This is a genomic window from Balneolaceae bacterium, assembly GCA_034521495.1.
Taxonomy (GTDB): domain Bacteria; phylum Bacteroidota; class Rhodothermia; order Balneolales; family Balneolaceae; genus Rhodohalobacter.
In genome coordinates this window covers 614,746-629,279 of the sequence record JAXHMK010000010.1, presented here as the reverse complement: position 1 = coordinate 629,279, position 14,534 = coordinate 614,746, and the positions used below count along the sequence as shown (strand labels likewise).

Annotated in this window: 10 protein-coding genes and 1 tRNA gene; 3 read left to right on the top strand and 8 right to left on the bottom strand. The window is 40.9% G+C overall.

The annotated features are described in order from the left end of the window. Positions 1-89: 89 nt before the first annotated feature. Together U5K72_11620 and U5K72_11615 are read left to right on the top strand one after the other, a co-directional pair. The gene (locus U5K72_11620; GenBank protein MDZ7719454.1) at positions 90-824 is read left to right on the top strand and encodes a protein-L-isoaspartate(D-aspartate) O-methyltransferase; all 735 of its coding nucleotides are present in this window, start codon (positions 90-92) and stop codon (positions 822-824) included. Positions 825-888: 64 nt separating this feature from the next. Continuing rightward, positions 889-3,336 (top strand): hypothetical protein, encoded by a 2,448-nt coding sequence (locus tag U5K72_11615; protein ID MDZ7719453.1) that lies wholly within the window; start codon positions 889-891, stop codon positions 3,334-3,336. 101 nt (positions 3,337-3,437) lie between these two features. Here the strand turns inward: U5K72_11615 and ftsH are convergent, their stop codons facing one another. The 8 genes from ftsH to U5K72_11575 all read right to left on the bottom strand — a co-directional run bounded on the left by ftsH (position 3,438) and on the right by U5K72_11575 (position 13,443). Next, a complete protein-coding gene (gene ftsH / locus U5K72_11610) occupies positions 3,438-5,408 on the bottom strand; it encodes an ATP-dependent zinc metalloprotease FtsH (GenBank protein ID MDZ7719452.1) in 1,971 nt (656 codons plus the stop codon). Between the two features lie 371 nt (positions 5,409-5,779). Continuing rightward, on the bottom strand, positions 5,780-6,052 hold the full coding sequence (locus U5K72_11605) for a GIY-YIG nuclease family protein (GenBank protein MDZ7719451.1): 273 nt from the start codon (positions 6,050-6,052) through the stop codon (positions 5,780-5,782). 49 nt (positions 6,053-6,101) lie between these two features. Then, positions 6,102-6,176 (bottom strand) — tRNA-Asn (locus tag U5K72_11600). Between the two features lie 250 nt (positions 6,177-6,426). After that, complete coding sequence (locus U5K72_11595; protein ID MDZ7719450.1) at positions 6,427-6,609, bottom strand: histone H1; 183 nt, start codon at positions 6,607-6,609, stop codon at positions 6,427-6,429. A 146-nt stretch (positions 6,610-6,755) separates the two neighbouring features. Further along, complete coding sequence (locus tag U5K72_11590) at positions 6,756-7,358, bottom strand: hypothetical protein (protein MDZ7719449.1); 603 nt, start codon at positions 7,356-7,358, stop codon at positions 6,756-6,758. Positions 7,359-7,371: 13 nt separating this feature from the next. Further along, a complete protein-coding gene (locus U5K72_11585; GenBank protein MDZ7719448.1) occupies positions 7,372-8,067 on the bottom strand; it encodes a cytidine deaminase in 696 nt (231 codons plus the stop codon). Further along, complete coding sequence (locus U5K72_11580; GenBank protein MDZ7719447.1) at positions 8,064-10,973, bottom strand: glycoside hydrolase family 3 N-terminal domain-containing protein; 2,910 nt, start codon at positions 10,971-10,973, stop codon at positions 8,064-8,066. The genes U5K72_11585 and U5K72_11580 overlap by 4 nt, the downstream gene beginning before the upstream one ends. A gap of 25 nt (positions 10,974-10,998) precedes the next feature. Next, a complete protein-coding gene (locus U5K72_11575; GenBank protein ID MDZ7719446.1) occupies positions 10,999-13,443 on the bottom strand; it encodes a penicillin acylase family protein in 2,445 nt (814 codons plus the stop codon). Between the two features lie 111 nt (positions 13,444-13,554). On the opposite strand from U5K72_11575, the gene U5K72_11570 reads away from it, so the two are divergent. After that, entirely contained in the window at positions 13,555-14,412 is an 858-nt protein-coding gene (locus tag U5K72_11570; protein ID MDZ7719445.1) for a 3-hydroxybutyryl-CoA dehydrogenase, read from the top strand. Positions 14,413-14,534 lie beyond the last annotated feature (122 nt).

The window sequence follows — 14,534 nt, the reverse complement described above, 5'->3', positions numbered from 1 at the left end:
GATACCTCATGGGCTCTGCCCCGAGGTAGATCATTACAGTTGAGAGATATTAATTGCATAATTTATAATCATAAAATAAATCGAGAGTTATGAATACCAGGTATATTTTAATTCTTCTATTATTTTTTACTGCTCCGGAAATACTTTTTTCACAGTCTGATAGCTGGACGCCTCCATCCTTTTCTGAGCGTCAGGATGACCGAAATGAAATGGTGGAGAATCAGTTAACACCCAGAGATATTTCTGATGAAAGGGTATTACAAGCGATGCGAGAGGTACCGCGGCATCTTTTAGTTCCTGAGCAAAACCGGGGCCGTGCATACAATGACAGTCCGCTTCCAATTGGCCATGGACAAACAATATCGCAGCCATATATTGTGGCATTTATGTCTCAAATCCTGGATTTGAATCATGGCGATAAAGTATTAGAAATCGGTACGGGAAGTGGATACCAGGCAGCAGTACTGTCTCATATCACCCCAAATGTTTATTCGATTGAGATTATTGAAGCACTTGGCAATCGTGCAAGACAAGATCTGAATGAGTTGGGCTATACGAATATTGAGGTAAAAAATGCAGATGGCTATTATGGCTGGGAAGAATATGCTCCTTTTGATGCGATTATTGTAACTGCAGCCGCCGGCCATGTGCCATCTCCTTTAGTGCAACAGCTGAAAGCCAATGGTACAATTGTAATACCGGTTGGCAGTCCCTATCAAACACAAACGTTGATGAAAGTTACAAAATCAGAGTCAGGGGAGATTAAAACCGAAAGCCTCATGGCTGTCCGGTTTGTGCCGATGACCGGAGAAGCGCAGAACTAAAGTTGGTTTAGGCCTAAAATTCAAGATATGATTCTTGAATCACTTTAATAGGGATATTATTGAGATGACTAAAAAGACGACTGGATTTCATCTGCTGACGATCTTTTTGGTGTCAATTGTATTGATAGCACTACAGCTTCTGTTGATGCGGGCACTCTCTGTAAGCAGTTATTACCATTTTACATATTTGGTAATCAGCACGGCTTTGCTCGGTTTTGGAGTCAGCGGAACATTTTTGACATTTGTATATGAAAGAATGGCCAAAAATTTCTCTGATTGGTCTCTCTTTTTCATCATACTTTTTCTGCTAAGTATTCCTTCTTCGTACCTGGCAGCAGAATCTATTCCCATAGACATTCAGTATGTACTCTACAGCAGTAAACAACAGGGGTGGTTGCTGTTGTATAACCTGTTCATTTTTATTCCTTTTTTCCTGGGGGCTGTTGTTGTAGGCTTTTATCTCAGTTATTTCAAGGAGAACGCACCAATTATTTATGGATTTAACCTATTTGGAAGTGGAGTGGGGGCACTACTTGCGCTCTGGTTTATGTTCCAGTTTCCGGCGTATCAGTTGCCGGTAAAAATTACGATTGTTGCCTCATTAGCAGTTATATCTCACGTATTATCAGATTGGGACCACTTTTTTAAAAATAAATGGTTGATGGGTGTCATTGCCATCCTTTTTAGTGTGGGAATTGGCATCGCCACAACTTTTTATCAGCCTGATACTAAAGTAGATCAGTACAAAACGTACTATCACATGGAGCAACTGAGAGAGCAGGGAGATGCTCAAAAAATTTTAACCCAATTTGGTCCCCGAGCACAAATTGATATCTATGAGTCGGATAAGATTCATCAGACCTTGTTTTCAGGTTTGCAATCAACAGCATTACCTCCTCCACAGTTGTCTCTGTTACTCGATGGAGAATCATCCGGAGGAATTTTTAAGGTAGATCGTTTGGAAGAAACAACTATTATGACTTCTACTCCCCAGTCTGTTCCCTATCGGCTTGTTAAAAATCCCAAGGTACTTTTACTCGGGGAAACAACAGGAAACAATATTTGGCTGGCGAAACAATTTGGAGCAAAAAAGATCACTGTAGTACAGAATAATCCTCAGATCATAGATTTGATGACAAACGAATTGGCCGGCTTAAACGGACATGTTTTCCTTCAACCCGAGGTAGACATTGTTGACATAAACCCCCGGCTCTTTCTGAAACGAAATCAGGAAAAATATGATATCATTCAGTTAGTCACCGGAGAGTCGATGGCTACGGGAACTCATGGACTTCAATCTCTAAATGAAAATTTTCTGTTAACGACCGAAGGAATTTCAGATGCATTAGAAGATCTGACGGAAGAAGGAATGGTAACCATCACAAGGGGAATTCAGTCGCCGCCGAGGGATAACATCAAACTGTTTGGGCTATTTCATGAAGCGTTGAAGAACTCAGGAATTAAAAACCCGGGGAGATATCTGTTACAGGCGCGTAACTACCTGGCCATGAATACAATTCTCACAAAAGATCCCATTGATGATGAGAGGTTACAACAATATCTGAACGCCGGTAAAAATCAATTGATGGATGTTGAACATTATCCGGGTATTCAATCCGATACACTCAAACAGATGAATACAGTCAGCGGACCGGAAGGGGAGGACTACTCTTACTTTCATCACGCTGCTAAACAGATTTTGGGAGGACAAGAGGAAGCTTTTTACAGCTCATGGATGTATGATGTGCGACCGCCTTCCGACAATCAACCCTATTTTCACGATTTTTTTAAATGGTCGTCGATAGATCGCATCATGGAGGTTTATGGTGACCAATGGTTTCAGCGACTGGAACTTGGATATGTGGTACTTATCGTTACATTTTTTGAAGTAACGTTGATAGCATTTCTTCTCATTTTAGTTCCATTATTCTTTTTGAGGCAACGGTTAACAAAACTTGAAAATAAACTTCCTGCATTCATTTTCTTTTGTGCGATCGGCTTTGGTTTTATGTTCCTGGAAATGGTATTTATACAGCGGTTCTCTAATTTTATGGGCGATCCCATCTACAGTGTTGCAGTGGTAATGACGGCGATATTGATATTTTCCGGTATTGGCAGCAGTATCCAAAAAAAGTTACCCTGGAAATCCCTTTCACGGATTCGTATATCAGGTTTATCGATCATTGGAATCGTGATTCTTTTCCTTTTATTTCTTGATCCGTTCCTATCTGTTTTTGTGGATTACTCTCTCCTGATACGGTTTATCGTCACATTAGTACTGTTATTTCCACTCACATTTATGTTAGGCTGGATGTTTGTTTCCGGAATTGGAGTGCTGGAAAATCGATCGCCTGAGCTTGTGCCGTGGGCTTGGGGTATCAACGGGTTTGCATCGGTGGTAGCAGCCCCAATGGCAGTCATGTTATCGATGTCTTTTGGATTTCAAATCGTACTGTTGATTGCCTCCGGTTTTTATGGTATCTCCGTTTTAAACAACAGGTTGTGGAGTTAAACCGGATTATGCATCAAAAAACAAGGTGCAACTTCGCTAAAGCTACGTAGGGCAGGCGAAGTAAAAGCTTTCTCTCATAAAGTTCTTCAGTCGAAGCAGAATCAATTATTATTTTCATTCTCAGATTCACTTTTATTGTTGTCGAGTAATTTATCGACCTCTTCACCGGAAATCTCCTCTTTTTCAAGAAGTAGTTCGGCCACTTGTTCGAGTATGTTACGATTTTCTTTGAGCGTATTGATGGCACGCTCAAACGCTTCATTCGTAATTTTTTGAACCTCTTTGTCAACTTCTCTTGCTGTTGAGTCGCTGTATTCACGCTGCCGGCTCATATCTCTTCCAAGAAAAACCTCTTCTTCATCACTGCCTAAAGAGATATGCTGAAATCGATCACTCATTCCCCATTGAAGGACCATTCTCCTGGAAAGTTTTGAAACTTGCTTTAAATCGTCTTGAGCACCACTGGTGGATGTCTGGAATACCAGCTCTTCCGCGGCCCGGCCACCCATGATAACTGCAAGCCTGTCGAGCAGGTACTCTCTTCTGTAGATATATTTTTCTTTTTCAGGAAACTGTTGTGTGACTCCCATCGCTTTTCCTCTGGGGATGATCGAAACCTTATGAATTGGATCAGAGTAGGGAAGTACGGCGGCTACAAGAGCATGCCCTGCTTCGTGATAAGCCAGTAATTTCTTCTCCTCATCATCAATTTGAACTCCTTCGCGTTCAAGGCCCATCATTACTTTATCTCTGGCCTTATCAATATCAGACATTTTTATCTCTTTTCGTTTAGCTCTGCCGGCGTAGAGAGAAGCTTCATTCAATAGATTTTCGAGGTCTGCACCACTAAATCCGGGGGTACTTTTTGCAATTCGTTCCAGATCTACATCATCTGCAAGGGGTTTATTTTTAGCATGAATCTCAAGGATTTTTACCCTGGCTTGTTGATTTGGCATATCTACTGTAATTCGCCTGTCGAATCGGCCAGGCCTCAACAATGCTTTATCGAGAATATCCGGCCGGTTTGTTGCTGCCATTACAACAACATTCTCGGTAGGCTCAAAACCATCCAATTCAGAAAGAAGCTGATTCAATGTTTGTTCACGTTCATCATGTCCGCCACCAACCCCGGCACCCCGGCGTCGGCCAATCGAATCAAGCTCATCTATAAATATGATACTTGGTGATTTCTCTTTAGCTTTTTTAAACATATCCCGAATTCGTTTTGCACCCACACCCACAAACATTTCCATGAAATCCGAGCCGCTGATTGAATAGAAAGGAACTTCTGCCTCTCCGGCAACCGCTCTTGCAAGCAGAGTTTTACCTGTGCCGGGTGGGCCAACCATCAGTAAGCCTTTGGGTAGTTTGGCTCCAATATCTTCAAATTGTTTTGGATTTTTTAAAAACTGAATGACCTCTTCAAGCTCTTTTTTGGTGTTATCCAATCCAGCTACATCGTCAAAAGTAGTGTCTTGTTTATCTGGTTCTTGAAGTTTCGCTTTACTTTTACCAATGTTAAAAATTCCGCGACCCTGCGCTCTGAATCGCTGATAAAACATAAAGCCAAGGTATATAAAGATGAGAACAGGAAGGACGAAAAATAGAACGGTCCACCAACTAAAATCAGAGGCCGGTTCTGAGGAGACAGCTACATTTTGCTCTTCAAGGATTTCAAATAACCTGTCATCCCCAAAAGAGGGCAAATAGGTAATAAACGATTCATACTTTGTGGTATCATTCTGAGTTGTTTCCAAAATTTGGGATTCCTTCAGCTGTCCACGGATCTGTTCTCCCTGAACATGTATACTCTCTACATTTCCTGCCTGAAGTTGGTCACGAAATTCACTGTAACTGACTTCACTCGTCTGTGAGAATATTCCGCCACCCGGCGATTGAATCCATGTGAATATGAAAGCAAAGAAGAGAACCCATAAAAGAACATTCATCCATGAAGAATAATTACCCGGTTTTTTCCCCTTTATTTTCTTTTTATCCGGTTTTGATTCCTCTTGTTGATCTGAATCAGATGACTGATTTTTTACTGGCTTTTTCTGATGATTGTCGCTCAAAATATGTTGCTTAATAGTTGAATATTGCTGTTAAATAATTGTCTATCAGCTATTTAAACAGAAAGTAGGGGCAGGATAGTTTCGTTAATTCAAAGATTGACTATTTGTTGATAAAAATGAAGTCTAACAATCCTTATAAATTAAAAACTATCGATGAATTTAGGTTATGGAAGATATGACGGAGAATTTTGAATGTATTGATAGAATGAATGAAGGCCTCTCCAAATAGAGTAGGAAAAGTGTGTCATTGACTTCTCCTCTTAAAATAACAAACCCCATATAACCTGTTGATTATAAATAGATTATGAAGAATCCGCGGGTATCGAATCTACACCACGACAGCTGTCGGGGTAACAGCCGATTGCTCTGGGCTACTCCAAATAATCATGAATACTGATTTTCCCGTCTATTAACAATCGAATCATCTTCTTACTCTTCCATTTTTTTACAATCTGTTCGGCTTTAAGGGCTTTTTGTTTGGTATCAAAAGGATGAGTATAGACCAATTTCCATGGACGGTATCGTTGTGTATATCCTTTACTTTCCGCGTTGTGATAGGGAAGTCTTCGTTGCGGGTTATCAGAACTACCGATGTAGTAAGTTTCTTTAATTTCTGATTGAAGGATGTAAAGGAAATAGTCCATAAAAATAAAAAAGGTCTTAAACACATTTGAGCATTTAAGACCTATAATTTGGCTCCCCGGGTAGGATTCGAACCTACGACCGATCGGTTAACAGCCGATTGCTCTGCCACTGAGCTACCGAGGAATAACAATAAATTGTGTAAAAATGTAAGCTCGAATTCGAACCTACGTCCCGACCACTGTCGGGATAACAGCCGGTTGCTCTGCTACTGAGCTACCGAAGAATTTTTTCTTTGAAACTGTTTTATTGTTTCATCAGAAGTACCAAATATAAGACCTTCTGAATTCAGATGTCAAGGAAAATTTGAGAAATATTTTCTCCAAAAAAATAGCCGCTGAAATCAGCGGCTATTAAATAAAATCTTGGATGGAAGTTATACTTTACCAGAATTTTTCATGTCCTGAATTTCCAAACGGATTTCCTGAGATTTTTTCTTAATCTCTTGTAATTTCTTTCTGGCTCTTGTTCCGGCGGCTTTATTTCCTTTTTCGTAAAACTTATCAATATCTTCCTCTAAGTCGGTAATTAATTGATTTAGTTCTTCTTTTCTACTCATAAGTAACACCTTTGGGTTAGTTTATGTTTTAACGTACGTGAATTAACACAAACTATTGAAGAAGAGTTTAACTGGCAAATAAAAAGGGCGTTATTTTTCATTAATTGCAATTTTTTGTGAAAAGAGTACTTCATTCAAAAAATAAATTAAAAGCTGGATCCAGTTTTTACCTGTACAGTTGTGGACAAATTTCTCAGCTTTTCCGGTATATGCTTTTCTATAAATGATTTATCAGCATTACTAATGTTTAATTTATCCGGAAAATCCTGCTTGATAAAATCAGATGATTCATCCATGCTAAAAATCGTTATCTCATCAATCTTAAATGTATCGGAGAGCGCTGTTGCCATTTCTGTAAGGGGAATAGTTGCATGCCGGCCAGTACGCGTATCTATTGCAAGATTTGAGATTAAAACCATTGGATGCTCGGGAAGTTTGTCTATCTGATTTTTATCGATTTCTACTGTTGAGCCATCATAAGTCAAAAGTTGTTTTTGGAATCCGTTCAACGCTATGGTTGAAACTCCTTCATCTGCAAAAAGAGCAACTAATCTGTGATTTAACTCTTTAATTGCTCGAATTTTGGCTTCATTTCTCATTACACCCGTTTGTATAATGCGTTCTGTGTGTTCGCTGTCCCCGTGAATAATAAGGCCACGACTATTTTTCTTAGCAAGTGATTTTGCGAACGAAGTTAAAAAGACGCCATTGTCGAGATGATCGTAATCGAGAACTGCTAAAAAATCCATTTCTGTAATATTTCTATAGTGAATTTGTTGTAAAACCGTTTGGTAAAAGGTGGGATACTAAATGTCTGGATTTTGATTCTTCATCATGATGAAGCTCAACGAACTGATCGGGCATTAATTCGAAAAGTACTTGGCGGCAGGCACCACAAGGACTTATAAACTCACTTTTTGGAGCGTAAATATGCATTTCATGAAAGTCTTCATATCCGGCCGCAATAGCTCTTGAGAGAGCAACCCGTTCCGCACAGAGCCCTAAGCTCCATTCTTCAAATTCAATATTAACCCCGGGAATGAATCCAGATTCTGTCTTCAACAAGGCCGTAACAGGAAATCCTGAATATTCCGAAACACTCATATCACATAAATCTTTTAAAAAGTGGGTTACATGATCCACCTCTTCAACCAATGGATCATACAGAGTTGAATGTTCCGGAATTTTGTCAAGTTTCTTGAGTTTGAATACACGGACCCAAAACTCTGAGATGTCCTGATCACGGTTATTATTGATAATTCCCACAGGTTTGTCTCCGTTGCCAAGGCAACTACAAACTGCCGCCTGGATAGCGGGTATCGTGAGGGGAAATGAAATATTATCAATCCGTACACCCGGATAGATCATTCCGGATTTTCCCTGGATAAAACAATGTTCCTGATTCTTTGAATAGGGAGTATAACTCCTTAATGATATATCGAATTTAAAATCTTTCAATAGTTGATACTTTTCATAACGGCATCCGCAACCTGTGCGCGAATTTGGCTGATCTTGCTGCCATAACTTCGGTTGGGATACGTTCGATTTGTAAGAATTACAATTGCAATGTTCCTGTCCGGATCAACCCAAAAACTTGTTCCGGTGAATCCTGTATGTCCAAAACTATTTTCACTTGTCAGCGTTCCGGCTGTACTGAAGCCCTCGCTTTTTCGGTCAAATCCCAGTCCGCGCTGGTTAATGGGCGACTGATGACTTGTAAATAATTCGATAATTTCTGGAGAGAGATACTGGTGACCTCCATAATACCCGTCATTCAGAAGCATAAAGAAGTATTTAGCGATATCCTGTACGGACGAGAATAACCCGGCGTGGCCCGAAACACCATCCATAAAATATGCGCGTTCATCGTGCACTTTTTTATGAACAAGCCCACGATTGTACACCGTGTCGATCTCTGTGGGTGGAATTCTATTTGTGAGTGTATACCCAATATTTTCAGGATTAAATGTAGTCGATGTCATGCCCATCGGGTTATAGAATTCATCATGCACATATTGATCGAGCCGTTTCCCGGATACCACTTCAACAATTTCAGCGAGCAAAATAAAACCTAAATCACTGTACACATACTCCTCACCGGGTTCGTTGATTAGAGGCTCATTTCGGACAGCCTCAATAATTTCTCTGCGTGTTCGTAACTCATCAACATAAATTCGATAAGCCGGCAACCCCGATGTGTGTAACAGAAATTGCCGGATAGTGATCTCTTTTTTCTTGCCTTCATTAAATTCAGGAATAAATTTCGAAATGGGATCGTCCAAAGAAACTTTTCCTTCATCTACCAATTTCATCATGGCGGTTGTTGTAGCCATAATTTTAGTGATGGAAGCCATGTCGTAAACACCATTTTCCCGAACCGCTTTGGTCTTGGAGTAATCATGATAACCATACTCTTGCTGCCAGACGAGCGCACCGTTCCGCATCACACCTACAACACCTCCCGGGAAAACAGAATCGTTAATAGCACTTTGCATAATTTTATCTACCTGCATCAGTGAATCGACAGACATATTAACAGCAATTGGATCGTCATATCGAACGACAGATTGTGGTATTTCAATTCCATCGCCAATTTGGTACATGCCGGGAACTACACCCGGAAATTTTCCCTGTATATCGGCTCCTCCAAAGATAGATGGAACTGTTTCACGAACCTGATCACTTGCAGCGGACCATGCCATTAAATGGACATCAGACTCAGGAAAATTCTCTACGATATATGGATTTCCGAAGGAGAGTAAAATTTCAGGTTTGTTGAATCCGGAGAGTTGATGGAGAATACGATTATACTCTTCCGGCATTTGCAACGCCTGGTAAGATCGAACCCGGATAAATGACCCGAGAATAATCAGGTCGGCTTGTTCAGCATCCTTCATTAATTCCTGAACTTCCTCCGAACTTGTTCTTGAGTCAAGTGAGTGATATTGAATGTTCTCGTGATATTTTCTGATTTCGCGAGTTAATGTGCCTGCCGATGAATGTTCTTCTCCATCCGAGATGCCAACAACCAACACATTTGGGTAATCAATCTGCCGAACCGGAAGGATATCATTGTTTTTCAAAACAGTGACCGATTCTCTGGCGATTCGATCAGCTGCATTTTTAAACTGGGGAGTATTTATCTTGTAATTGAGTGATTCTATATCTACAGTACGATCAGTAAATACACCGTTTTCAGCTTTCAACTGAAGGATTTTACGGACAGAGTAGTCAATTCGTTCTTCAGATAATTTACCGGATTCAACAGCTTTTTTGATCTCGTTGATGGCTGCTTTTTCATCGGTGCTCACCAGCATTTGATCGGCACCTGCCTGTAACGCTCGAATCACAGCTTCGCCTGGAGAGTAATGAGCTGAGATTCCCTGCATCTCCAATCCATCGGTTACAATCAATCCATTAAAAGAGAGACTATCTATAAGAATTTTGTTCAAGATGGAGGGATCCAGTGTTCCCGGCAGCCCCTCATTCTCACTGATATTCGGGAATGAGATGTGTGCACTCATTACACTCTGCATTCCGTTGTTGATGGATTGACGAAAGGGAACAAGCTCCACAGAATCAAGTCTTGCATAATTGTGTGTGATTGTAGGAAGAGCAAGGTGAGAGTCTGTTTCAGTGTCGCCGTGGCCGGGAAAGTGTTTCCCCGTTGAGATCAGCCCTTCACTCTGTACACCTTTCATAAATTCCTCACCATATTGGGCCACCATCTGTGGGTCAGCAGAGTAAGAGCGTACATTAATCACCGGGTTATTTGGATTATTATTTACATCCAGAACCGGAGCATAGACCTGGTGAACACCAACGGCTTTTGCCTCAATAGCTGTAATTTTTCCCTTTAGAAATGCATTGTAGGGATTACCGGTAGCAGCTACACCCATTGCCGGCGTGAACCGGGTTGTACCATCAATACGCATGGCGGCACCAAATTCCATATCCTGTGCAATCCATAATGGGTACGTAGCAAGCTGCTGTAACTCATTATTTCTGACTGCCTGGCCGTACACATCACCCTGGAAAAAAACGACTCCCCCCACATGATAATCCGTTATCAGCTCTTTTAACCGAAGGTAATCCAAATCACGATTGTTAGAAAATTGACCGTACGCCCGAACCATAAACAGTTGTCCAATTTTCTCATCAAGAGACATTTCAGATAACAGAGATTCAATATCAATGACCGATTCTGACGATTGCGATTGAAGAGTCTGATCTTCTGTAATAACCGCTGAGCTTGTGATCTGAGCATTAATAGTATAGATGGCAAAAGCAGATAAAATCACAAGTAGTAAGAAAAGTGAGCGATATTTCGACATCATTGGAAAAATATTGAATAGGGGTTTCATGTTGTGAATCTGATCTAAGTGTGTTTTAATTCGGCGTTAGCGTCATGGTTTGATAGCTGTTTTCATTAAAGAAGGTACTATCTTGATAGATAAATCGGTAGCGGCCCTCGAGCCAGAGATTGGTTTGATCTCCATAATTAGCAGACAGCGGATTACCGGATTGCCCCGTAGGTAAAACAGTTTGCGATCTGCCGGGTGAAGAAAAATCGATGATTCTTCGGATGGAGGGTCCCAAATGCATTTTAAATGGGAATTCCCATCTATATTGAGCTTTATTGATTGACATAGAATTTCCCCGAACGGTGTAGGGACCTTTACTGAATAGATTGTCGACTATCATTTTTAGAATCGCAGGTGCATCGGGTCTTTGGCTTGCTTCTCCAAGCAGAGGTGGCCGTAGTGTAAAATCCAGTACATTTTCCCAACGCCATTCAAACGGCTCGGAGCCAAATTCCTCATTTAATTGCTGTAGGGTTTGTGCCATACTTTCCTGTACAATCTTTTCAAGAGCCTCCGTTTGAGTTGTATTTCGATCATCAAAAAATATACTGTTATTGCGCAGCATCTCTGAAATTATCATGACCGGCAGATGTTCGAGACGGGCCAGATTTTCAAACATCTCTTCTCCTATATCATCCACTAAAATATTCCTGGATAAGTTGATAAAAAATAGATCAAAAATTGAAGCAGCAGTTGAAGAGGCAGTATATTCAAAATTCCAATTTTCCAGGTAGGAGAGAGCTGTTTCCAGGTCATCAGCATTTTCACCGCTTCGCAAAATCGGGAGGATCATTTCGGTAATCTCCCGAGCCTGTTCTGAATACACATCATATTGCATTGATTCCATAGATTTTATAGTCAGACTGTCACTTGACTCCAGGAACTGATTAATTCTCAGTATTCTTGACGGTGGTTCCCAGAATGTAGAGATGTAATAGGGATAGCTGTCAGTATGCATCTTATTGTTGGCATGAGCCACAAATCCCTCCTCCGGATTAATTTTATGAGGAAGCTCATCAAATGGGATCGTTGATTGCCAATCATAGGAGGGGTCCCAGCCTCGCCTGAACATCAACGGATTGTAATCGCGGACAGGTAAATTAGCACCTGTAAAAATTGCAATATTATTTTCAATATCCGCATAAATAAAGTTCATTCCGGGTGTATCAAACATCTCAACGGCATCTTGAAACTGTGCCATAGATTCAGCGTGATTCATTTTGTAAACAGCCCAGAGTTCCTGGCTGACTTCATGCCCCATCCAGTTTAAACTGATTATTTTATCTCCCAGGGTTGAATCGGGGTGAATATCAGAAATAACAGGACCGTGATTTGTACTCCGAACAACATGCAATTCATCGTCGGCGTCTTTAACAGTAATGATTTCTGTTCGTTTGCTGAACTCCTGGTAAGAAGTTACCGAATCGGTGACACTGTCAACCACATATTGGTTAGAGTTATTAGGGTTGATCTGTTCAGAGAAAAAATCGGTGTCGTCAGACATAATATTTGTCATAGACCACGCCAGGTTTAAATTTTGTCCCAGTACAACAAAAGGAGAACCGGGAATAGTAGCTCCCGAAATTTGGTGGTTTGGTGTATGATAAGACACTTCATACCAAAACCCCGGAATACTGAGCCCCATGTGTGGATCTCCTGCAAGAATGGGCAAGCCCGAATTTGTTTTTGTTCCATTTACAGCCCAGGCATTACTTCCAAATTGAGTCCCCTTCTTTTGTAGAAGTCCCCGAAATTCCATCTCCGTTTCTAAAAAAGGCATGGTGGCTGAGGCTAATTCGGCAGATTCTGCCTCAGAGAGAGTGGTTGGATACCGGTCATCATACACCGGGATAAGTTGCTGAAAATTGTATGAATCCATCTGCTCAGCGAGATATGCATATGTCAATTCACTCCACCAATGGATATTTTGATCCCACGCCATCAATCGGGAAAGAGCAATAGAGTGGGTAGGGGTCCATTCAATCGGTTTAACATCAAGCAGGGTAAATTCAACGGGTAAATTTTCTTTATTTTGGCGTACGAACTCATTTACACCGGCGGAATACCGTTCCAGGAAATGGATTAGAGAATCGGGAGCTTCGGCCTCAATACGTTTTGCGGTTTCCCAAAACCCAAGTGTTCGCTGATGGATATCATACTCAACAAGGTCTTCTCCGAGAAATTCAGCAAATCGTCCCTCAGCAGCTATTTGAGAGAGAGTCATCTGCCATAACCGCTCCTGTGCATGCAGGTATCCAATTGTGTAATAAAGATCGTCCTCACTCTCAGCATAAATATATGGAACAGCATAGGTATCCCAGTGGACTTCGGCTTGTTGTTCAAGTCCGTCAAGTTGTACATTGGAGGTATAATCAGGTAACGGAGAGTAGAACGTCCAGTAAACGGAAAGAACTGCGATCCCGACAAATAGAATTCCTAAAAAAATCAGCAGTTTTAAAATGAATCTCATGAACGATTTTCTTTCTAAAAAATAACTTACGTGTAAAATTGAAAATTCATCACAAAATACATACTCTCACAACCGAAAGGTATGATAAACATTTGAAAAATTGGAGCTGAGATGAGTGACGTTAAAAATGTATCAGTAATAGGCGGTGGAACGATGGGAAATGGTATTGCCCAGGTATTTGCAATGAATGGATTTGACGTTACACTGATTGATACCCAGCAGAAATTTCTTGATAAAGCGTTGAATACCATTGAGAAAAATCTGGATAGAATGCTTTCCAAACAGAAAATTTCTAATGATGATAAAAAAACCACCCTTCAGGGAATACATTCAACACTTAATACGGTTGAAGGTGTTTTGAAAGCCGATCTCGTGGTGGAAGCAATTCCGGAACAGTTTGAACTCAAAAAAAAGGTATTTCAGAAGGTTGATGAAAATGCTCCAAAACATGCAATATTGGCTTCAAATACATCATCTATTTCTATTACAAAATTGGCGGCAGAAACCAAACGACCGGATAAATTTATCGGCATGCATTTTTTTAATCCCGTACCGGTAATGAAGTTGGTAGAAGTGATAAATGGATTGGAGACCAGTGAAGATACTACTCAATCCGTAATGGATCTGGCTGCAAAGCTTGGTAAAGCTCCCGTTTCAGCTGAGGATTCACCGGGGTTTGTGTCGAACCGTGTACTCATGCCGATGATCAACGAAGCTATTTTTTGTGTGCATGAAGGTGTTGCCGGACCTGAAGATATTGACCAGGTTATGAAACTTGGCATGGCACACCCGATGGGTCCACTGAGGCTGGCCGATTTTATTGGATTGGATGTATGCCTGGATATTTTAAATGTGTTGTATGATGGATTTAAAGACCCGAAATATCGTCCGTGTCCACTGTTGGTGAAAATGGTAGATGCCGGTAAGCTTGGAGATAAAACAGGCGAAGGATTTTTTAAGCATGATTAAGATTGAAACTCCCATCTTGAGAGGGGACAGGTGGTTGAGCGATGAGCGAAACCATCAGGGGTGTGTTCACTGTAACATTGAAATCACGCTAACACACTCCGCGCCTTCATGCTAAACGCATT

Bases quoted from the DNA above. Each gene is read 5' to 3' on its own strand.
- U5K72_11620 (MDZ7719454.1), top strand. From the start codon at position 90: ATGAATACCAGGTATATTTTAATTCTTCTATTATTTTTTACTGCTCCG.
- U5K72_11615 (MDZ7719453.1), top strand. From the start codon at position 889: ATGACTAAAAAGACGACTGGATTTCATCTGCTGACGATCTTTTTGGTG.
- U5K72_11605 (MDZ7719451.1), bottom strand. From the start codon at position 6,052: ATGGACTATTTCCTTTACATCCTTCAATCAGAAATTAAAGAAACTTAC.
- U5K72_11595 (MDZ7719450.1), bottom strand. From the start codon at position 6,609: ATGAGTAGAAAAGAAGAACTAAATCAATTAATTACCGACTTAGAGGAA.
- U5K72_11590 (MDZ7719449.1), bottom strand. From the start codon at position 7,358: ATGGATTTTTTAGCAGTTCTCGATTACGATCATCTCGACAATGGCGTC.
- U5K72_11580 (MDZ7719447.1), bottom strand. From the start codon at position 10,973: ATGAAACCCCTATTCAATATTTTTCCAATGATGTCGAAATATCGCTCA.
- U5K72_11575 (MDZ7719446.1), bottom strand. From the start codon at position 13,443: ATGAGATTCATTTTAAAACTGCTGATTTTTTTAGGAATTCTATTTGTC.
- U5K72_11570 (MDZ7719445.1), top strand. From the start codon at position 13,555: ATGAGTGACGTTAAAAATGTATCAGTAATAGGCGGTGGAACGATGGGA.